We start from the raw sequence: 19,448 nt of genomic DNA, 5'->3' as shown, positions 1-19,448 counted from the left end.
GGGCGCGGAAGGGACGATGCGATGACGAGCCTCGATGCATCGGCCGCGGAAATCACGCCCTCCTTTTCGGCACGCCGCGTCGTCGGCTTCTTCTTCATGGTCGTCGGCATGTTCATGGCGATCCTCGACATCCAGATCGTGTCGAGTTCGATCACCAAGATCCAGGCCGGCCTCTCGGCGAGCGCCGACGAGATAAGCTGGGTCCAGACCTCCTATCTCATCGCCGAAGTCGTGATGATCCCGATGACGGGCTGGCTGTCGCGCGTCATGTCCACGCGCTATCTCTTCGCCGCGTCATCGGCGGGCTTCACCATCATGAGCGTGATGTGCGCGACCGCGACCTCCATCGAGCAGATGATCGTCTATCGCGCGCTTCAGGGCTTCATCGGCGGCGCGATGATCCCCGCCGTCTTCGCCTCGGCCTATGGCAATGTCTTTCCGCCCGAGCGCCGCGCCACCATCTCGATGCTCATCGGCCTCGTCGTCACGCTCGCGCCGACCGTCGGCCCGACGCTCGGCGGCTATCTCACCGACACCTTCTCCTGGCACTGGCTTTTCCTCATCAATATCGTTCCCGGCATCATCGTGACGGCCGCGGTCTGGCTGCTGATCGATCTCGACGAGCCGAACTGGTCGCTCCTTCGCGGCTTCGATGGCTGGGGGATCGCGCTCATGGCGGTCTTTCTCGGCACGCTCGAATATGTGCTCGAGGAGGCGCCGCGCAGTGGCTGGCTTGAGGACAACACGATCTGGTGGATGACGGTCGTCTGCGTCGTCTCCGGCGCCTTCTTCTTCGCCCGCGTGCTCACCTTCGAACAGCCGATCGTCGAACTCAGGGCCTATCGCGACCGCAACTTCGCGATCGGCTCGCTGCTGAGCCTCTTCCTCGGCGTCGGCCTCTACGGCCTCACCTATCTCTACCCGCTCTTTCTCGCCCAGGTGCGGCAACTGAGCGCCGTGCAGATCGGCGAGATCATGGCGGTGACCGGCATTTTCCAGTTTCTGTCCGCGCCGCTCGCCGGCATCCTCTCGCAGAAGCTCGACGTGCGCTATCTCATCGCCTTCGGCTTCGGCCTGCTCGGCATCTCGAACTACATGCTGCTCGGCCTCACCTGGGAATGGGATTTCGCCCAGTTCTTCCTGCCGCAGATCATGCGCGGCATCGGCCTCATGTTCTGCATCGTGCCGATCAACACGCTCGCCCTCGGCACGATCCCGCCCGAACAGCTCAAGAATGCGAGCGGCCTCTACAATCTGATGCGGAACCTCGGCGGCGCGCTCGGCCTTGCCATCATCAACACGGTGCTGATCCAGCGCCTCGACTTCCACAAGAGCACGCTGCGCGAATCGATCTCGGCAGGCCGGCCCGTCGTCGAACAGACGATGGCGGGCCTTGGCGAGATGATCGCAAGAACGCCCGGCATCGAGGAGGGGCATCTCGCGGCGGTGAAGACGATCTATGGCCTGATGCTGCGCGAGGCGACCGTGATGGCCTTTGCAGATGCCTTCTTCGTGCTGACGATCTGCTTCTTCGCCATGCTCCTCACCCTGCCGGTGGTGAACAAGCCGGAGCCCATCGCAGCGTCAGCCGACGCGCACTGACGGGCAAAGGAAAAGGGGCGGAGCATCTCTGCTCCGCCCCCGATCCATGAACTTCGTCGAGCTCAGAGACGCTCGATGATCGTCACGTTGGCGAGGCCGCCGCCTTCGCACATGGTCTGGAGACCATAGCGCTTGCCCCGGGCATGCAGCGCATGAACGAGCGTCGCCATGAGCTTCGCGCCCGAGCCGCCGAGCGGGTGGCCGAGCGAGATCGCACCGCCATTGACGTTGAGGCGCTCCGGATCGCCGCCCGTCTGCTGGAGCCAGGCCACCGGCACCGAGGCGAACGCCTCGTTGACTTCGTAGATGTCGATGTCGTCGATCTTCATGCCGGCCTTCTTCAGCGCCTGCAGCGTGCCGGGGATCGGCGCTTCGAGCATGATGACCGGATCGCCGCCGACCACCGTCATGTGGTGGATGCGCGCGAGCGGCTTCACGCCAAGAGCCTTGAGGCCGTTCTCGTTGACGATCATGACGCCCGAGGCGCCGTCGCAGATCTGGCTCGAGGTCGCGGCCGTGAGCGCGCCGCCTTCGACGAGGAGCTTCACGCCCTTGATGGCGTCGAGGCTGGCGTCGAAACGGATGCCTTCATCCACCTTGTGGATTTCCTTGTTGCCTTCGGCGGTCGTGATCTCCAGCGGCACGATCTCCGCGTCGAACGCGCCTGCCTGCGTCGCGGCGATCGCCTTCTGATGGCTGTTGAAAGCGAATTCGTCGAGCACGTCCTTGGTGAGGCCGTACTTCTTCGCCATCATTTCGGCGCCGGTGAACTGGCTGAACTGGATGCCCGGATACTTCTTCTGAAGCTCGGGGCTCATATAGGTGCCGAAGCCGTTCTTCGCCGGGAGAGCGGCCGAAAGGCCCATCGGCACGCGCGTCATGCTCTCGACGCCGCCCGCGATGACAACATCCATCGCGCCCGACATGACGGCCTGCGCGGCGAAGTGGATCGCCTGCTGCGAGGAACCGCACTGACGGTCGACCGACGTGCCCGGAACGCTTTCCGGCAGCTTCGATGCCATGACCGTGTTGCGCGCGACGTTGATGCCCTGCTCGCCCACCTGGCCGACACAGCCCCAGATCGCGTCCTCGACGAGCTTCGGATCTGCGCCGGTGCGATCGACGAGCGCGTTGATGACCTGCGCGCCGAGATCGACGGGGTGCCAATCCTTGAGCTTGCCGCCCTTGCGGCCGCCGGCGGTACGAGCCGCCGCTACGATATAGGCCTCAGCCATGATGCATCTCCTTGCCTTGCGGCCCCTGGGCCCAGACGGGCGGGTGCCGGTTGCTCGATAAGAGGTTTCGTCCGGGCGACATCTTGAGCATGGCGCGCCGCTTGTCCAGCGCCGGGCCACGTCTTTCTGCCCGCCCCTTCCACTCCCATATCGGGCGGAAATGCCCGATTTCCAAGGCTTTTTTGCATGCCGGCAAATTGACGTAGGGGAACGGCCAGCCGCATCGGCCGCGCCGCCCCTCGCCTTCGACCGGGGGAGTTGCTCCCCCGTCAGTCGCGCCTGAAGATGCGCGCCGCCGTGGCGCGCACGCGCACGGCCTGCCCCGCCCTGATCTCGCCGACCTCGAAAAGCTCGCGCGGAATTTCCGCCTCGATCGGCTCGGCGCGACCCTCGACGATGAGTTCGACCGAGACGGACGCGCCGAATGGCCTGATCGCCCCGACCGTGGCGGGGACGCCTGCCTGCTGGTCGCGGCCGACGATCTCGATCTCATGCGAGCGCACATAGGCGACGGCCGGGCCATCAGGCACCTCCTCGCCTTCCGCGACCGGAAGGACGCCGCCGAGCACCTGGGCCTCGCCGCCCGACACGACCGTATCGAAGCGCGTGACATTGCCGAGAAACTCGCACACGAAGGGCGTCGCCGGCTCGTCATAGATTTCGCCGGGTGTCCCGATCTGCTCGATACCGCCGCCGCGCATGATGACGACGCGGTCGGCAAGCTCCAGCGCCTCTTCCTGATCATGCGTGACGAAGATGGTGGTGAGTCCCGTCTCGCGATGAATTTCGCGCAGCCAGCGGCGAAGGTCCTTGCGCACTTTCGCGTCGAGCGCGCCGAAAGGTTCGTCGAGCAGAAGAACCGTCGGCTCGATCGCAAGCGCGCGGGCAAGCGCGACGCGCTGGCGCTGGCCGCCGGAGAGCTGGCTTGGAAACCGCTTCTCGAGCCCTTCGAGCTGCACGAGTTCGAGCAGGCGGCGCACACGCCGCGCGATCTCGCGCTCTCGCGGACGCTCCGCACGCGGACGGACCCGCAAGCCGAAAGCGATGTTCTCGAACACCGTCTTGTGGCGGAAAAGCGCATATTGCTGAAACACGAAGCCGACACGCCGCTCGCGCAGGCTCAGAAATGTCGCATCGACGCCCTGAAAGCGGATGCGCCCCTCATCCGGCGTCGAAAGCCCGGCAATGGCGCGCAGAAGTGTGGTCTTTCCCGATCCCGACGGGCCGAGAAGCGCCAGAAGCTCGCCCGGTTCGACGACGAGCGAAACGCCGTTCAGCGCCGCGAAATCGCCGAAGCTCTTGCGCAGATCCTCGACATCGATGCGCACCGGGGGCTGGTTCGCGCGCGCGGCATCCCGGTCAGCGCCTCCTCCCGCCACTCTCTCAGTGCCTTGCCGATGCGGTAAGTTCACCACCGTAGCGCCATTCGAGGACTGTCTTGAGGACGAGGGTGACAAGCGCGAGGAGAGCCAGAAGCGAGGCAACCGCGAAGGCTGCAACGAAATTGTACTCATTGTAGAGAATCTCCACATGAAGCGGCATGGTGTTGGTCAAACCGCGGATATGCCCGGAAACAACCGAGACCGCGCCGAATTCGCCCATCGCGCGGGCGTTGCACAGTAGCACGCCGTAGAGGAGCGCCCATTTTACATTGGGAAGCGTGACGCTCCAAAAGGTGCGGAAACCGCCCGCGCCGAGCGACAGCGCGGCTTCCTCGTCCTCATTGCCCTGCGCCTGCATGATCGGAATGAGCTGGCGGGCAACAAAAGGAAACGTGACGAAGATCGTCGCGAGCACGATCCCCGGCACCGCGAAGATGATCTGGATGTTGTGCGCGGCAAGCCACGATCCGAAGAACCCTTGCGCGCCGAAAAGCAGCACATAGACGAGGCCGGAAATAACCGGCGAAACGGAGAAGGGAAGATCGATCAGCGTGATGAGAAAGCTCTTCGCCGAAAACTCGAATTTCGCGATCGCCCATGAGGCGGCAAGTCCGAAGACGACATTGGCCGGCACCGCGATGGCTGATACGAGAAGCGTGAGCCTGATCGCGGAGCGCGCGTCGGGGTCGATGAGCGCCGAAAAATAGGCGCCGAGCCCCTGCCGCAGCGCCTCGACGAAGACGATGATGAGCGGCAGCACGAGAAACGCGCCGAGATAGGATATGGCGAGCCCGATCAGCAGCCATTTGGTGAGCGGCTGTTCGCTGATGGGCGAGCCTTTCTCGCGTCTGGTCCATTGGCTCATGATACGTCCTCAGCTCGCAAAGCCGGTGCGCCGCCGGCTCCAGGCTTGCAGCAGATTGACGATGAGCAGAACGCCAAACGAAAGAAGAAGCATGATCGCCGCAATCGCCGTGGCGCCTGCATAGTTGAACTCCTCGAGACGAATGATGATGAGGAGCGGCGCGATCTCGGATTTGTAGGGAAGATTTCCGGCGATGAAGATGATGGAGCCGTATTCGCCCACCGCGCGCGCGAAGGCGAGCGCGAAGCCGGTGAGAAGCGGCGGAAGCAGCGCCGGAAAGATCACCCGCGTCGCGATCTGAAGCCGCGTCGCGCCGAGCGTCGCCGCCGCCTCCTCAAGCTCCGGCTCGAGATCGGACAGCACCGGCTGTAGCGTGCGCACGACGAAGGGAAGGCCGATGAAGACGCAGGCGATGACGACACCGAGCGGCGTGAAGGCGGCCTTGATGCCCGCCTCGCCAAGTATCGACCCGATCCAGCCGTTCGGCGCATAGAGCGCGGCGAGAGCAAGACCGGAAACCGCCGTCGGCAAGGCGAAGGGAAGATCGATCGCCGCATCGACGATGCGCCGCCCGGGAAACTCGTAGCGCACGAGGATCCAGGCGACGAGAAGCCCCGCGCCCGCATTGACCGCCGCGCCGATCAGCGCCGCGCCGAAGCTGAGCTTCAATGCGGCGAGGGTTCGCCCATCGGTGGCGAGCGCGACGAACGCGTCCCAGCCGAGCCCGGCCGAACGGATGAAGACCCCGGCGAGCGGAATGAGAACGATGAGCCCGAGATAGGCCATCGAAAAACCGAATGTCAGGCCGAATCCCGGCAGGACGGACGGCGTCCGGCGCGGCAATCGATCGGTCAGAACAGCAAGGCTCATGCGGGGGCTCCTTTGAGGGGGGCACTTTAGAGCGGAAGTCGCAAAAGTGTAAGATATTTCACGGCGAAAACATGTCACTTGTAATGTTTTACATTAAAATTTGTGGATTTTATGGGAACGCGGCAATGGCAGGCGCCGCCCCGAAGTCCGGCTTCAGGGTGGCGCTCACACGGATCTTGTGGGGTTTGGCGCTCACCAGATCACCGCGACGCGGGTGATGAAGGCATCGCCCTGATCCTGCACGGCAGGCGCGCCCTTCTTCACGTCGAAGCGCACGTAGTCGGTCATCAGGCGCAGATAGTTGTTCGGATACCAGTTGAGGCCGAGGCTGTAGTTGTTTTCCTTGCCGCCAAGCACGGTCCCGTCATTGAGATCGAGGGTGCTGTAGCGCGCGGCGACTTCCCATGCGCCCCAGCCGCCATTCTTGAACGAGAAGGGCTTGGCGGGCTTGGGACGGGCGAAGGCGCCGTCCTTGTATTCGCGGCTCTCGCCGGTGATGAGCCAGGAGGCCGCGACATAGCCGCCGTCGAAGGAAACGTCGCTGCCGCCTGCCGCCGTGACAGAGGGCGAGGACTGCACGACGACATTGGTGCGATAGCGGCTGACATCGGTGCGGCCATATTCGCTCTGGAGATAGAGCGGACCATACTGGCCTGCCAGTTCCGCGCCGATGAAGGAGTAGTTCCTGGCCGCAAGAAGGCCGGTATCGACAAGCCGCGTGCTGTCGACGCTGACTTCGGGACCTGAACGGAACTGGATCGTCCGCCGTCCGCCCGTCTCGCGCCAGTAGCCGGAGACGCCGAGATGCAGCGTTTCGGTGACGCCGTTGATGGGCGCCCATGTGAGCCGCGCAGCCGGACCCCAGCCCTCGTCCTTGTAGGTCGGCGTCGTGTTGTAGGTCGAGCCGCTGCCCGTCGAGCCGCCGCCGCCATTGAGCGCGAAATTCTCGCCGAAGACGCCGAGCGTCGCCGTCCAGTTCACATCAGAATATCTGGCCGAGATGCCCGCCTTGTAGTCGCCGCCTGCCGTCGTGCGATTTGTGAAGGCCTCGACGTAGAGCGGAAGCTCGGTGAACAGCAGATCGGTGCTCGCAATCGCCTGTTCGAGCGTGTTCGGCGTCTTGTGCTGACCGACGGTGATGACCGTCTGGTCTATGCCCTTGTACTGCACATAGGCGTCCTTCACGTCGACTTCCTGGTTGGCGTTGTCGTCGCGCGAGGCGTTGCCGACATCGACCTCCAGGCGATAGAGCCAGTCGCTCGCGATCATGCCGTCGATGCCGAGACGGGCACGGCGAAGTTGCGTGCCGTCGTTGAAATCCCGCGTGCCCTTGCGGACGTTGAAGGCGGCGACATCAGCGGCGATCTGTCCGCGGAACTTGAAAGCGTAATCGCCCTTGGTATTGGTGAAGTTCGGCGACGGCTTGAATTCCGGCGTCTTGCGGATTTCGGCGATTTCGGCACGCAGCGCGTCGATGGTCGCCTCCAGATCGTCCACGCGGTTCTGAAGCTGCTCGGAACTGTCGGCCGCGAGGACCGGTCCGGCCAGCGTCAGCGCAATGGCGCTGGCGCCGAGATAAAGCGAAAGCCTGCTCATAAGTCAGCCTCTCTCATGCGGACTCGAAACATGCGAGTCCGGCTCGATGAATTTGGAAGTGTGGATAGGTTGGAAGTGGCGGGCGCGGTGCCAGTGCGCCGCGCCCGAATTCTCAGACCTTACGGCTTGTAGACCTGATCGAAGACCCCACCATCGGCGAAGAACTTCTTCTGCGCCTCGCGCCAGCCGCCGAACTTGCCGTCAATCGTCACAAGCTCGATCTGCGGAAAGCGTTCGAGGTCCTTCGCGTCGGCCGCCTGCGGATTTCGCGGACGGTAGAAATTCGCGGCGATGATCTTCTGCGCCGCCGGCGTGTAGAGATATTCGAGATAAGCGTTCGCAACCTTGCGCGTTCCGTTGGCGTCGGCATTGGCATCGACGACGGCCACGGGCGGCTCGGTCAGGATGGAGATTGTCGGATAGACGATCTCGAACTGGCCGGGAAACTGCTTCAGGATGAGATAGGATTCGTTTTCCCAGTTGATGAGCACATCGCCGAGCCCGCGCTGGGCGAAGGTCGTGGTCGAGCCGCGGGCGCCGGTATCGAGCACGGGGACGTTCTTGTAGAGAGCGCCGACAAATTCGCGCGCCTTCGCCTCGTCGCCTGCGAATTTCTTGTCCGCATAGGCCCAGGCGGCAAGGAAGTTCCAGCGCGCGCCGCCCGAGGTCTTCGGGTTGGGCGTAATGACGGCGACACCCGGCTTCACGAGGTCGTCCCAATCCTTGATGCCCTTGGGATTGCCCTTGCGAACCACGAAATTGATCGTCGACGTATAGGGCGAGCTGTTGTCGGGGAGGCGCGTCTGCCAGCTATTCGGCAGCTTGCCGGTCAGCGCCGCGATCTGGTCTATATCGGAGGCGAGCGCGAGCGTCACCACATCGGCGGCAAGCCCGTCCACGACTGAGCGCGCCTGCTTGCCCGAGCCGCCATGGGACTGGCGGATGGTGACGGTTTCGCCGGTCTTCGCCTTCCAGTCGGCGGCGAAGGACTTGTTGATCGCTTCGTAAAGCTCGCGCGTCGGATCGTAGGAAACATTGAGCAGCGTCGTGTCCGCCCTGACTTCCAGGGTCGAGGCGATCAGCAGCAGCAAGGCGCCGACAAGCAGCGTCGCGCGCGCGGTCAGTCTTGCCAGTGTCATGGTCGGTTCCCTTCGGTCATACTCGATCAAATTACTAGTGATAAATGTCAAAATTTTTTCGGTGCGCCCCTGCTCAGTCCGCCGGGCTCAATCCGTAAGAACGGCCTGAGCCCGGGAGGCGCTGGCGCCGCAAGCCTCTTCCAGCGTCAGTCCGTCGAGGATCGCCGCCGCCGCATCGCGCACCTCGCGCATGGCCCGGCGGATGGCGCATCCCTTCTCGTCCACGCAGTCCACGCAGCGACGGTAACCCGTGAGGCTCGCACAGGGGATCGGCGCAAGCGGCCCATCCATGATCCTGATGATCTCGCCGAAGGTGATCGCATCGGCGGGCTTTGCGAGCGCATAGCCGCCATGCTTGCCGCGCTGGCTCTGCACAAGACCCTGCCGACGCAGATCGAGGAGGATCAGCTCCAGAAACTTGCGCGGCACGTTCTGCCCCTCGGCGATATCGCCTGCCTGAAGCAGTTCTCCGCTCTTCTGTTCAGCGAGTGCGAGCATGGCCTTGAGTGCGTATTTGGCTTTTTGCGAGAGCATGTTTGTCTATCTGTTTTGTAGGGTAGGTGCCGGAACATCTTCGCGTCAACTATTTTCACGAAAAAAGTTGCGCACTGAATTTAATAACATATTTTGTTTGTATAATAAGGATCGCTGCTATAGCCCTTAATCCGATAGGAATTAAGGGCATTATGACAGAGAGGCTCCTGCCCCGAAACGGGTGCAAGTCAGGGCGCGCGGGAAACCCGGCCGCCCTCAGGCCGAGGCCGAGCCCGTGGCAAGATAGCGCTGCCAGGCCGCAATGAGCGCCGCGACGCGCCCCCGGCCGAACACATAGCGGTCAGGCCGGACGAGGACCGCCTCATGCTCCTCGAGAAGCGCGGCGACCGCCCCTTCCGGGTCAAGAAGCGCCCCGTCGGCAAGAGAGACGACATATCCTCCTCCGGCCACGAAGGCGGCCGCTGCATCCGTTCGTACGCCGCCAAGGATGAGCAGCGGGACGAGGCCCGCTTCATCGTCGAGCCGCCTGCGACCACCATTCGCCCTGAGCCACGGCTCGGGAAAAATCGTGCCCGCCGCCTCGTCGCCCTCGATCCCGCCGCTCGCCAGCCGCGGCAGACCCGGCATGACGGCGAAACGCTCTACCTCGGGCTTCGCCGTCATATCGCGGTCGCGGGCGGCGGCGGTCTCCTCATTCTGCGTACAGACGATCTTGCCCATGAAGACCGCCATCTCGGTGATCGCACGGACATGCGGGTCGCGCTCGCGCTGATAGCTGTCGAGGAGAGCGTCCGCAGCTCGGCCCTTGAGGCAGGCCGCAATCTTCCATGCGAGATTGGCCGCGTCTCGCGTGCCGGAACAAAGTCCCTGCCCCAGGAAAGGCGGCATCTGATGGGCGGCATCGCCCGCAAGCAGCACCCGCCCCTTGCGCCATATGCGGGCATGGACCGCATGGAAGCGATAGACCGCGCGCCGGTCGATCTCGATTGCGGACGGATCGATGAATTCCGCGACGAGCGCGTTGAGGAAACTGTCCTCCGTCACCTCATCGGCCGTCTCGCCGGGACGCAGCATGAATTCCCAGCGATGACGCCCCGGCGCCATGGGCATCGAGGTCACGGGCCGTTTCGGATCGCAATGCTGAAGGCCGACGGTGCCGAGCCGCTCGCGCCCGTCCTTGAGCCGCGCATCGATGACGAGCCATGGCTCGTCGAACCCCATATCGTCGAGTTCGATGCCGAGGCGGCGGCGGACGAGGCTCTGCCCGCCATCGCAGCCGACGAGATAGCGCGCCCGAAGCTCATAGGCGCCATCGGGCCCCGCGATCTCGGCGCGAACGCCCTCGTCATCCGCGTCGAAACCTTTGAGCGCATGGCCAAGGCGTGTCGAAACGGATGGAAGCGCCGCCAGGCTCTCCCTGAGCGCACGTTCGAGCGTCGGCTGGTGGAACATAGAGCTCATGGGAAAGCCGGTCGGGGCGAGACTCGTACCCGGCCTGAAGCCCATCAGCAGCTCGCCGTCGCCCGCGCGAAATTCATAGGCCGAGAGAGGCTGGCTCGCGCGCGACACGGCCTCGGCCGCGCTTGCGAGATGCAGAAGCCGCATCGTCTCGTGATCGAGATGCGCCGCGCGCGGGAGCGGATAGACGGCTGTGTCCCGGTCTATCGCGATGGCATCGACGCCGAGCCGGCCGAGATAGACGGCAAGCGCCGCTCCCACGGGCCCGAGCCCCGAAATCAGAACCTCTGTCTTCGCGCCCGGCATGTGTCCTCCCCGGATTTTTCAGCCGATGACGGTTTCGGCCTTTTCAGGCACGACGCGGTTTTCGATGGCGCCGAGCTTTTCGATCTCGACCTTCACGACATCGCCCGCCTTGAGGAAGACCGGCGGCTTCATGGCGACGCCGACGCCGCCCGACGTGCCGGTGAAGATGACGTCGCCCGGCTCCAGCGTGAAGGCCTGTGTCAGATGCGCGATCTCGTCGAAGCAGTTGAAGATGAGATGCCGCGTGTTCGAGTTCTGCCGAAGCTCGCCATTGACCCAGCATCGGATGTCGAGCGCGTGCGGATCGCCGACCTCGTCCGGCGTCACCATCCATGGGCCGATGGGCCCATGCGTGTCGAAACTCTTGCCGATCTGCCAGGTGTTCGTCCTGAGCTGCCAGTCGCGCACGCTGACATCGTTGCCGACGAAATAGCCCGCGATCACCTCATGCGCGCGCTCCTTCGGCACATGCTTGCAGCGCTTGCCGATGACGAAGCACATCTCGGCCTCGTAATCGAGCATGGTGGAGACGGAGGGCAGATTGATCGTGCCGTAAGGGTCCTGCACGCAGGTGCGCTGCTTGTTGAACCATGTCTGGTGCTCGGGCAGCGCCATGCCGCTTTCCTCGACATGGTCGCGATAGTTGAGCCCGATGGCGAGGATCTTGCCAGGTCTGAGCACCGGCGCGCGAAGCTGAACCTCGCCGAGCGGGATCGACGCGGCGCCGGCCGACGCATCGCGCGCCCGTGCCATCGCGCCATCGCCTGCTTCGAGAAAACCGACCATGTCGCGCGGAAGCCCGGGCGCCGCGGCGGCGAGATCGACGATGCTATCGCCGCGCACGACGCCGATGCGCGTTTCTCCATGATGGGTGAAGGTTGCAAGCTTCATCTTCTTTCCTTTTCGTATTCGTTGATGCGCGATCAGCTACCCATGCTGGGCGGAGCGGGCGGGCCCCATTGATTGCCGATGAGATCGTCGAGGCCACGCACATTGGGCGGCGTTTCATTGTTGAAGAGATCGCCATCGGTCCAGTGCTCGACCGTATGGCCCCACGGGTCGCGCCAGTAATCGAAGACCTGGCTGCCGAGTATGTGCCGCCCGACGCCCCATTCATGCCGCCTTCCGGCCTTTTGCAGATGATCGTGCCCGGCCATCAGATCGTCGAGATTCGCGACCTCGAAAGCGGCGTGATTGAAGCCGCGCGAGCCCGTGCCGACAAGAAACAGCGTGTGGTGATCGACATGGATGGAACCGCGATCGCAGCGCAGGAAGGCGCCGAGCGGCGCGCCCGGCGCAAGCTCGATTTCGTCGGAGGTCACGAGCCCGAGGCGGCTCTTGTACCAGCTCTCGCTCCTGCGGAAGTCGGTGACATTGAGAACGCAATGGCCGAGGCGCTTCACCTGCGACGGCCTGGCGCCGATGCGCAGCGGCGCGCCGATCCTGTTCTTCGTCTCGCCGTCATTGTGGCGAAGGTGGCGAAGAACGGGCAGCGCCTCGGGCGACGTCTGGCCTGCGATCACATCGACGGAAACGCCGTCCGGGTCGGTGAGGCGAAGGATCTTGCCTCCGCCCGGCATCGGGCTGTCCTCGACCGCCGCGCCCTCGGAGCTGGCGAGGCGCGCGAGATCGTCGGGCGTTTCGGCATAGAAGCCGATACCGGCAAACCCCGCGTCACCCTTCTCCGTCACATGGCAAAAGGGCCTCGGATCGCTGCCGCGCATATAGAGCGTGTCGCCCTCCCGCGCCGCGCGGCCCAGGCCGAACTCGACGAGAAAATTTTCCATCTGATCGAGATCGGGCGCGCGAAAGCGCACATAGGCGATATCTGTCACACGGATCATCGGCTGTTCCCTCCTTGTCCCATGGCCGGCGCGAACCTCACTTCCAGACCGCGAGGTGATCGACATCGAACGGTCGCGCCAGAATGCGCGAAATATGTGCGGGCCTGACGCCGAGCCCCTGAAGCAGCACGGTCGCAAGCTCCTGCGCGTAGCCGCCTCCCGTCAGCACGTCCCTCGTCGCGCCGGTATCGAGCAGATGCCTCATCCCGGTCGTGGCAACGCCCAGAACGAGATGAAGCGCCGCCTCGATCGAGGGCACGCGCAGCACGCCCCTGGCGATCCCGTCGGCAAGGTCTTCAAGAAGATGCTGGTTCGCATCCTTGAGAGCCTCCGCCCCGCCCTCATAGATGCGGGCAAGAATACGCGCACGGACCGGATTGCGGATGGCGAAGGCGAGGTAGAGCTTCACGCCGCGCGACACGCGCTCGGCCGGGTCCTCAATCCCTTCATTGATTTCGGCCACTGCCGCATTCATTTCATGCCGCACGCTCGAGGCGACGGCACGCGCGATCTCCGCCCTGTCGGTGAAGTAATTGTAGAAAGTGCCCTTGGCGACGCCCGCGACATCGACGATCTCGTCAATGGTCGTGGCATCGACGCCCTGCCGCGCGAAAAGGCGCATCGCCGCCTCGATGAGAAGGCGGCGCATCCGCTCGCGGCGACGCTGTCCGGCCTCGGTCAGCTTTTCCACCTGCATCGTCTTTCCGGCCATGAGGCTCCTCCTTCCCGATATGACTAAACGGTCATAAAATGACTGTACAGTCAAAAAATCGGCAATGGGCGAAAACTGGAGTGGCGCGGCCCTGCAACACTCAGTTTCATGCCTCGCGCTTTCAAGCCGGGCAGCGGCGCATTATGTCAGCAGCGACGGGACCACCCCCTCGCCTGAAGGAGATGCCCATGCCGCGCATGCCGAGCCTTTTCGTTTCCCATGGATCGCCCATGCTCGCCTTCGAGGACGGGCCCGCCCGGCGCTTCCTGCTCGGCCTTGCCCCGCTTCTCCCCGAGCCGCGGGCGATCCTCGTCATCTCGGCGCATTATGAAACCGGCCTGCCGACCGTGACGACGAATCCTGCGCCGGACACGATCCACGATTTCTACGGCTTCCCGCAGGCGCTCTACCGGCTGCGCTACCCCGCCCCCGGAGCGCCTGAGCTTGGCCAGCGCGTCGCGGGCCTCCTCTCATCGCAAGGCTTCGAGGCGGAGACGGACCCCGATCGCGGTTTCGATCATGGCGCCTGGGTGCCGCTGATCCTCATCAATCCCCATGCGGATATCCCCGTCATCCAGCTCTCGATCTCCCCGCAACGCGATCCCGCCTGGCACTATCGCCTCGGCGAGGCGCTGCGGCCCTTGCGCGATGAGGGCGTGATGATCCTCGCAACGGGCTCGATCACCCATAATCTGCGCGACCTCATGCGCACCTCGCCCGATGCGCCCCCGGCCGCCTGGGCCTCCGCCTTCACTGAATGGATTGACGAAAAGGTCGAGGCGCGCGCCATCGACGATCTTCTGCACTATCGCGAACGGGCGCCGAATGCGGTGCATGCCCATCCGACGGAGGATCATCTCCTGCCCTTCTTCGTGGCGCTCGGGGCGGGTGCGGCGGAGAGCGAGCCCGCCACGCGGCTGCACCACAGCTTCACCTATGGCACCCTCGGAATGGATGTTTACGCCTTCGGCGCCTTGCCCGGCTGAAGCCCCGGCCGCATCGGGCTTCCCTCCGGCAGCAATCCGCCAAGCAGAATGCGGATCTGAGTCTCGATCAGCGCCTCGCGGGACCAGGGAAAATCCGCATGCGTGATCATGAGCGAGACGAGCCCGTGGCCTGCGGCCCAGATGGTTTCCGCGACCAGCTCGGGGTCGCCCGGACGGATTTGCCCCCTCGCGATGAGGTCGCGCACCTGATCCTGAAGATAGCCGAAGGCGATGGCGCCCTTCGACGGCTGGATGGGCAGGGTCTGCCCCGGAACGGATCGATGCCTGCCATGCCGCTCGAAGCCCGGCACATTGGTCATGAAGACGAGGCGATACTCGTCGGGATGTGAAAACCCGACTTCGACATAGCTCCGCATGGCGCGGGTGAGCCAGTCCACCGGATCGGTGGCCTCAGCCGCCATTTTCTCGCTGTCGGCGATGAGGTCGGAGAAGAAATCCTCGGCTATCGCGAAAAGGACCGCTTCCTTGCCCTCGAAATGCTGGTAGATCGCCGCCTGCGTGATGCCGACGCGCCGGGCGATGTTCCGCATCGTCACCCGCTCGAGCCCGCCGGCCGCGAAGAGCGCCTTGGCAGCCGCGACGATCTGGATCCGCCTTTCCGCCGGCGGGAGCCGCCGCCGCGGCGCGCGTTTCGGCGAGCTGCTGGCCTTGGGCTTCTTTGGCTGGCTTTTCGATGTCCGGACGGCTGGAGACATTCTTTTAATTAACACCGTTCAGTTACTCTTGACCAGCCTGCCGGACGCACTAAATAAACACCGTTCGGTACTTGGCTGGAACCTGGGGCGCGCACATGGCGGATTCACGCAAATCACTGGTGGCCATGGCCGCCCTTCTCGTGGCTCTTTCAGGTTGCGGCGAAGGCAGATCGGACGAGACCGCCGAAGCGCCCTCCGCCACGCCCGTGCTGGTCGCGGCTGCCCGCCCCGCCTCCGGCAGCCACGATGTCGTCGCCTATGGCATGGTTCGCTCGGACAAGGAGGCCGTGCTCTCCTTCAAGATCGGCGGCCTCATCAAATCGCTCAAGGCCGACACCGGCGACAAGGTCGCGAAGGGCCAGCTTCTCGCCGAGCTCGACCAGCGCGAAATCGACGCGCAACTGAAGCGCGCCACCGCCGCCGCCGAAAAGGCCCGCCGCGATCTCGCCCGCATCGAGCCTCTCGTCAAGAAGGGCTTCGTCAGCACTCAGAAGGAGCAGGACGCAAGAAGCGCCCTCGACATGGCGCTCGCCGACCGTCAGGCCGTCGAGTTCAACCGCAGCCTCGCCCGGATCGTTGCCCCCGCCGATGGCGTAGTGCTCTCCCGCCATGCGGACATCAACGAGATCGTCGGGATCGGCGCGCCGGTGCTCACCGTCAGCCAGGGCTCGGAAGGATACATCCTCAAGGCCGGGCTCAGCGACCGCGATGTCGCCCGCCTCACAGTCGGCGACAGCGCGAAGGTAACGCTCGACGCCTTCCCCGGCACAGCCATCGACGGCGCCGTCCGCCGCAAATCGGCGACGAGCGACGCCCGCACCGGCACGTTTGAAGTCGAGATCCAGCTCTCCTCCGTGCCGTCCGGCGTCGAAAGCGGCTTCATGGGCGAGGCGCGCATCACCCCGAAGGCAGGCGCGGGGACGCCCCGGCTCGCCATTCCCGCCTCCGCCATTCTCGAAGGCCATGGCTCGACCGCGACCGTCTACATGCTCGACCCCGCAACCTCGACCGTTCGCCTGACGCGCATCGGGATCGCGGCCATTCGTGGCGATGAGGTCATCATCGCCGATGGCTTGCAGCCGGGCACGGAGGTGGTGAGCGCGGGCGCGCCCTATCTGCGCGACGGCGCGACCGTCAAGGTCGTGACCGACCTCGCCGATTTGCAGCCCAAGGCCGGGCCGCGCACATGATCCTCGGAAAAATCAGCGGCTTCTTCGTCCGCAACTGGCAGTTCACGCTCGTGCTGTTCGGCCTTCTGGTGATGATGGGCGTCAACTCCTTCAAGAGCATCCCACGCGCCGAAGACCCCGATTTCCCGATCCCCTTCGCCGTCGTCACCGCCGTGATGCCGGGCGCCGACCCCGCCGATATGGAAAAGCTCGTCGTCCGCCCGATCGAGGATGCGGTGAACGGTCTCGACGATCTCGAGAACATCGCCAGCCGCGCGGAGGATGGCGTCGCGAGCATCTCCATCGAGTTCAGCTGGTCGACGCCAGATCCCGACAAGCGCTATGACGACGTGGTGCGCGAGATCAACGCGCTGCGCGGCAGCCTGCCGCCCGGTCTTCAGGTGCTGCAGGTCGACAAGTTCCGCCCCTCCCTCACCAACATGGTGCAGGTGGCGCTGGTGAGCGAAACCGCGCCCGCCCGCGAACTCGAGGATGTGGCGAGGGATCTGCGCGACGAGATCGACCGCGCGCCGGGCGTGCATGAAACAAAAGTGTGGGGTCTGCCGCCTTCCGAAGTGCGCGTGGCGGTCAATTTCGGCCGCCTCGCCAGCCTCGGCATCCCCGTCACCGCGGTGGCGAACGCCATTGGCGCCGAAAGCAGGGACATTCCCGGCGGCCCCATTCATTCCGGAACGCGCCGCTTCAACATCAAGACGACCGGCGGCTTCAAGGATCTCGACCAGATCCGCAACACCGTCATCGGCTCCTACCAGGGCCGCGTAGTGAAGGTCGGCGACGTCGCCGACGTCACCTGGTCGCAACCGGAAGCCGGCCACCTCGCCTGGTACAATGGCAAGCGCGCCGTCTTCATCACCGCCAACCAGAAGGCGGACCAGAACATCTTCGAGGTCCGGAACGGTATCTACAAGGCGCTCGACCGGTTCGAGAGCAGGCTGCCGAAGGATATCGAACTCAAGCGCGCTTTCGACCAATCCGTCTCCGTGCATGAGCGGCTGAGCCATCTTTATCGCGACTTCGCCATTGCGCTAGGACTTGTGCTCATCACCCTCCTGCCGCTCGGCCCGCGCGCCTCGATCGTCGTCATGATGTCGATCCCGCTATCGCTGGCGATCGGCCTTTCCATGATGCAGTTCACCGGCTTCTCGCTCAATCAGCTCTCGATCGCCGGCTTCGTCATCGCTCTCGGCCTTCTCGTCGACGATTCCATCGTCGTGGTGGAGAATATCGAGCGGCATCTGCGCGAGGGCAAACGCCGGATCGAGGCCGCCATCGCCGCGACCTCGCAGATCTCGATCGCTGTGGTGGGATGCACCGCGGCGCTACTCTTCGCCTTCCTGCCGCTGCTCTCCCTGCCCGAAGGCGCGGGCAAGTTCACCCGCTCGCTTCCCGTCGCCGTCACGTTCACCATCATGGCCTCGCTGGTCGTCTCTCTGACGATCATCCCGTTCCTGTCGAGCAGGCTGCTGAGCAAGAATTCGCACCCCGAAGGCAACGTCTTTCTGCGCGCGGTGATGAGCGGCATCCAGCGTGTCTATCGCCCGCTTCTGCATCATGCCCTGACGCGCCCGCGCCAGACGGTCATCGGCGCGCTCGCCGTCTGCTTTGCGAGCCTCGCCCTCATTCCGGTCATCGGCTTCAGCCTGTTCCCGCCGGCCGACAGCAAGCAGTTCCTCGTTCACATCGAGACGCCGCAGGGCACCGGACAGCAGGAAACGAAACGCGCGCTCGAATTCGTGGAGCGAACGCTCTCGAAATATCCCGAGGTCGTCTGGCGCATGTCCAACCTCGGACATGCCAACCCGCAGATCTACTACAACATCCGTTCCATGGAGACGCGCGCCAACATGGCCGAGGTCTTTGTCGAACTGACGGAGTTCAACGAGAAGCGCACGCCGCACCTTTTCGACGAGCTGCGAGCGGAATTCGCGCGCTATCCGGGCGCGCAGATCATCCTGCGCGTCTTCCAGAACGGCCCGCCCATCGAGGCGCCGGTCGCCGTCCGCATCGTCGGTCCAGACCTCGCCGTGCTGAAGCAACTGGCCGCGCAAACCGCGCATATCATCGAGGACACGCCCGGCACGCGCGACGTCTTCAACCCGGCGCAGCTCAACCGCACCGACCTCGATCTCGGCGTCAACACGGAGAAGGCGGCGCTGATGAACGTGCTGCCGGGCGAAATCGACCGGACCGTGCGCCTCGCCATCGTCGGCGAGACGGCAGGGTATTATCGCGAGGCGAATGGCGAGCAATACAACATCACCGTGCGCCTGCCGCTGGACGATCACCACTCGGTCGATGCGCTGCAGAAGGTCTATGTGCCGACAGCGGATGGCAACTCCGTACCGCTCGGCCTTCTGACCGCGCCCCGCCTTGAATCGAATCCCGGCCGCATCGACCGCTACAATCGCGAGCGACTGGTCACGATCACCGCTTATACGAAGACCGGCTACAACACATCGAAGGTGACGGACGCGATCTTCGCCAGGCTCTCCGCCCTGCCCCTGCCGCCCGGCTACGAACTCCGCAAGGGTGGCGAGGCGGAAGCCGCCAGCAAGAGCTTCGCCGGCCTGTGGAACGCGGTGCTGATCGCCATTTGCGGCATTCTCGCCGTGCTCATTCTCGAATTCCGCTCCTTCCGCGCCATGCTGGTCGTGGCGGGCGTCATTCCACTCGGCATTTTCGGCGGCGTCACATCTCTCTATCTCTCGGGCTATTCCCTCTCCTTCACGGCGGTGATCGGCTTCATCGCGCTCATCGGCATCGAGGTGAAGAACTCGATCCTGCTCGTCGACTTCACCAACCAGCTACGCAGGCTCGGAACGCCGCTGATGGAAGCGATCGAGCAGGCGGGCGAAATCCGCTTCCTGCCCGTCCTTCTCACTTCGGCGACCGCCATTGGCGGCCTCCTGCCCCTCGCGCTTCAGGGCTCGGGTCTTTATTCGCCCCTCGCATGGGTGATCATCGGCGGGCTTCTGTCATCGACCTTCCTCTCGCGCCTGGTGACGCCCGCCATGTATCTCCTCCTCGCACCGAAGACCCTTGTCGATCCGGG

At 64.4% G+C, this 19,448-nt stretch carries 16 protein-coding genes; 4 read left to right on the top strand and 12 right to left on the bottom strand.

The window, feature by feature from the left end; translation table 11 throughout:
- Window positions 1–21: 21 nt before the first annotated feature.
- Window positions 22–1,602, top strand: a complete 1,581-nt coding sequence (locus PKA57_RS03330) for a DHA2 family efflux MFS transporter permease subunit (RefSeq protein ID WP_324297510.1) — start codon at window positions 22–24, stop codon at window positions 1,600–1,602.
- A gap of 62 nt (window positions 1,603–1,664) precedes the next feature.
- On the opposite strand, the gene PKA57_RS03325 is transcribed toward PKA57_RS03330, so the two are convergent.
- The 11 genes from PKA57_RS03325 to PKA57_RS03275 all read right to left on the bottom strand — a co-directional run bounded on the left by PKA57_RS03325 (window position 1,665) and on the right by PKA57_RS03275 (window position 13,504).
- Entirely contained in the window at window positions 1,665–2,837 is a 1,173-nt protein-coding gene (locus tag PKA57_RS03325; RefSeq protein ID WP_324297509.1) for an acetyl-CoA C-acetyltransferase, read from the bottom strand.
- 269 nt (window positions 2,838–3,106) lie between these two features.
- Window positions 3,107–4,165: a sulfate/molybdate ABC transporter ATP-binding protein gene (locus tag PKA57_RS03320; RefSeq protein WP_324297616.1), complete on the bottom strand. Its 1,059-nt coding sequence runs from the start codon at window positions 4,163–4,165 to the stop codon at window positions 3,107–3,109.
- Between the two features lie 55 nt (window positions 4,166–4,220).
- Window positions 4,221–5,084, bottom strand: a complete 864-nt coding sequence (cysW, locus tag PKA57_RS03315) for a sulfate ABC transporter permease subunit CysW (RefSeq protein ID WP_324297508.1) — start codon at window positions 5,082–5,084, stop codon at window positions 4,221–4,223.
- Window positions 5,085–5,093: 9 nt separating this feature from the next.
- Window positions 5,094–5,954, bottom strand: a complete 861-nt coding sequence (gene cysT, locus PKA57_RS03310) for a sulfate ABC transporter permease subunit CysT (protein WP_324297507.1) — start codon at window positions 5,952–5,954, stop codon at window positions 5,094–5,096.
- A gap of 192 nt (window positions 5,955–6,146) precedes the next feature.
- Complete coding sequence (locus PKA57_RS03305; RefSeq protein ID WP_324297506.1) at window positions 6,147–7,550, bottom strand: porin; 1,404 nt, start codon at window positions 7,548–7,550, stop codon at window positions 6,147–6,149.
- A gap of 119 nt (window positions 7,551–7,669) precedes the next feature.
- A complete protein-coding gene (locus tag PKA57_RS03300; RefSeq protein ID WP_324297505.1) occupies window positions 7,670–8,689 on the bottom strand; it encodes a sulfate ABC transporter substrate-binding protein in 1,020 nt (339 codons plus the stop codon).
- A gap of 87 nt (window positions 8,690–8,776) precedes the next feature.
- Window positions 8,777–9,223, bottom strand: coding sequence for an Rrf2 family transcriptional regulator (locus tag PKA57_RS03295; RefSeq protein ID WP_324297504.1), 447 nt, complete (start codon window positions 9,221–9,223; stop codon window positions 8,777–8,779).
- Window positions 9,224–9,439: 216 nt separating this feature from the next.
- On the bottom strand, window positions 9,440–10,948 hold the full coding sequence (locus tag PKA57_RS03290) for a bifunctional 3-(3-hydroxy-phenyl)propionate/3-hydroxycinnamic acid hydroxylase (RefSeq protein WP_324297503.1): 1,509 nt from the start codon (window positions 10,946–10,948) through the stop codon (window positions 9,440–9,442).
- A gap of 18 nt (window positions 10,949–10,966) precedes the next feature.
- Window positions 10,967–11,839 (bottom strand): fumarylacetoacetate hydrolase family protein, encoded by an 873-nt coding sequence (locus tag PKA57_RS03285; RefSeq protein WP_324297502.1) that lies wholly within the window; start codon window positions 11,837–11,839, stop codon window positions 10,967–10,969.
- A 32-nt stretch (window positions 11,840–11,871) separates the two neighbouring features.
- Entirely contained in the window at window positions 11,872–12,792 is a 921-nt protein-coding gene (locus PKA57_RS03280; protein ID WP_324297501.1) for a VOC family protein, read from the bottom strand.
- A 37-nt stretch (window positions 12,793–12,829) separates the two neighbouring features.
- Window positions 12,830–13,504, bottom strand: a complete 675-nt coding sequence (locus PKA57_RS03275) for a helix-turn-helix domain-containing protein (RefSeq protein ID WP_324297500.1) — start codon at window positions 13,502–13,504, stop codon at window positions 12,830–12,832.
- A gap of 188 nt (window positions 13,505–13,692) precedes the next feature.
- On the opposite strand from PKA57_RS03275, the gene PKA57_RS03270 reads away from it, so the two are divergent.
- The gene (locus PKA57_RS03270; protein ID WP_324297499.1) at window positions 13,693–14,490 is read left to right on the top strand and encodes a class III extradiol ring-cleavage dioxygenase; all 798 of its coding nucleotides are present in this window, start codon (window positions 13,693–13,695) and stop codon (window positions 14,488–14,490) included.
- On the opposite strand, the gene PKA57_RS03265 is transcribed toward PKA57_RS03270, so the two are convergent.
- Window positions 14,463–15,206, bottom strand: a complete 744-nt coding sequence (locus PKA57_RS03265) for a TetR/AcrR family transcriptional regulator (protein ID WP_324297498.1) — start codon at window positions 15,204–15,206, stop codon at window positions 14,463–14,465. The two genes, PKA57_RS03270 and PKA57_RS03265, sit on opposite strands and share 28 nt — an antisense overlap.
- A gap of 95 nt (window positions 15,207–15,301) precedes the next feature.
- On the opposite strand from PKA57_RS03265, the gene PKA57_RS03260 reads away from it, so the two are divergent.
- Window positions 15,302–16,396, top strand: coding sequence for an efflux RND transporter periplasmic adaptor subunit (locus PKA57_RS03260; protein WP_324297497.1), 1,095 nt, complete (start codon window positions 15,302–15,304; stop codon window positions 16,394–16,396).
- On the top strand, window positions 16,393–19,448 hold a 3,056-nt coding region (locus PKA57_RS03255), incomplete at its 3' end, for an efflux RND transporter permease subunit (protein WP_324297496.1). The genes PKA57_RS03260 and PKA57_RS03255, both read left to right, overlap by 4 nt.

This window comes from Parvibaculum sp. (assembly GCF_035325945.1).
In the GTDB taxonomy this organism is placed as follows: domain Bacteria; phylum Pseudomonadota; class Alphaproteobacteria; order Parvibaculales; family Parvibaculaceae; genus Parvibaculum.
This window is presented reverse-complemented; position numbering and strand designations above follow the sequence as displayed.

Excerpts from the sequence above, each read along its gene's own strand:
- PKA57_RS03330 (WP_324297510.1), top strand. The coding sequence starts at position 22 with ATGACGAGCCTCGATGCATCGGCCGCGGAAATCACGCCCTCCTTTTCG.
- PKA57_RS03325 (WP_324297509.1), bottom strand. The coding sequence starts at position 2,837 with ATGGCTGAGGCCTATATCGTAGCGGCGGCTCGTACCGCCGGCGGCCGC.
- cysW (WP_324297508.1), bottom strand. The coding sequence starts at position 5,084 with ATGAGCCAATGGACCAGACGCGAGAAAGGCTCGCCCATCAGCGAACAG.
- cysT (WP_324297507.1), bottom strand. The coding sequence starts at position 5,954 with ATGAGCCTTGCTGTTCTGACCGATCGATTGCCGCGCCGGACGCCGTCC.
- PKA57_RS03305 (WP_324297506.1), bottom strand. The coding sequence starts at position 7,550 with ATGAGCAGGCTTTCGCTTTATCTCGGCGCCAGCGCCATTGCGCTGACG.
- PKA57_RS03300 (WP_324297505.1), bottom strand. The coding sequence starts at position 8,689 with ATGACACTGGCAAGACTGACCGCGCGCGCGACGCTGCTTGTCGGCGCC.
- PKA57_RS03295 (WP_324297504.1), bottom strand. The coding sequence starts at position 9,223 with ATGCTCTCGCAAAAAGCCAAATACGCACTCAAGGCCATGCTCGCACTC.
- PKA57_RS03290 (WP_324297503.1), bottom strand. The coding sequence starts at position 10,948 with ATGCCGGGCGCGAAGACAGAGGTTCTGATTTCGGGGCTCGGGCCCGTG.
- PKA57_RS03285 (WP_324297502.1), bottom strand. The coding sequence starts at position 11,839 with ATGAAGCTTGCAACCTTCACCCATCATGGAGAAACGCGCATCGGCGTC.
- PKA57_RS03280 (WP_324297501.1), bottom strand. The coding sequence starts at position 12,792 with ATGATCCGTGTGACAGATATCGCCTATGTGCGCTTTCGCGCGCCCGAT.
- PKA57_RS03275 (WP_324297500.1), bottom strand. The coding sequence starts at position 13,504 with ATGGCCGGAAAGACGATGCAGGTGGAAAAGCTGACCGAGGCCGGACAG.
- PKA57_RS03270 (WP_324297499.1), top strand. The coding sequence starts at position 13,693 with ATGCCGCGCATGCCGAGCCTTTTCGTTTCCCATGGATCGCCCATGCTC.
- PKA57_RS03265 (WP_324297498.1), bottom strand. The coding sequence starts at position 15,206 with ATGTCTCCAGCCGTCCGGACATCGAAAAGCCAGCCAAAGAAGCCCAAG.
- PKA57_RS03260 (WP_324297497.1), top strand. The coding sequence starts at position 15,302 with ATGGCGGATTCACGCAAATCACTGGTGGCCATGGCCGCCCTTCTCGTG.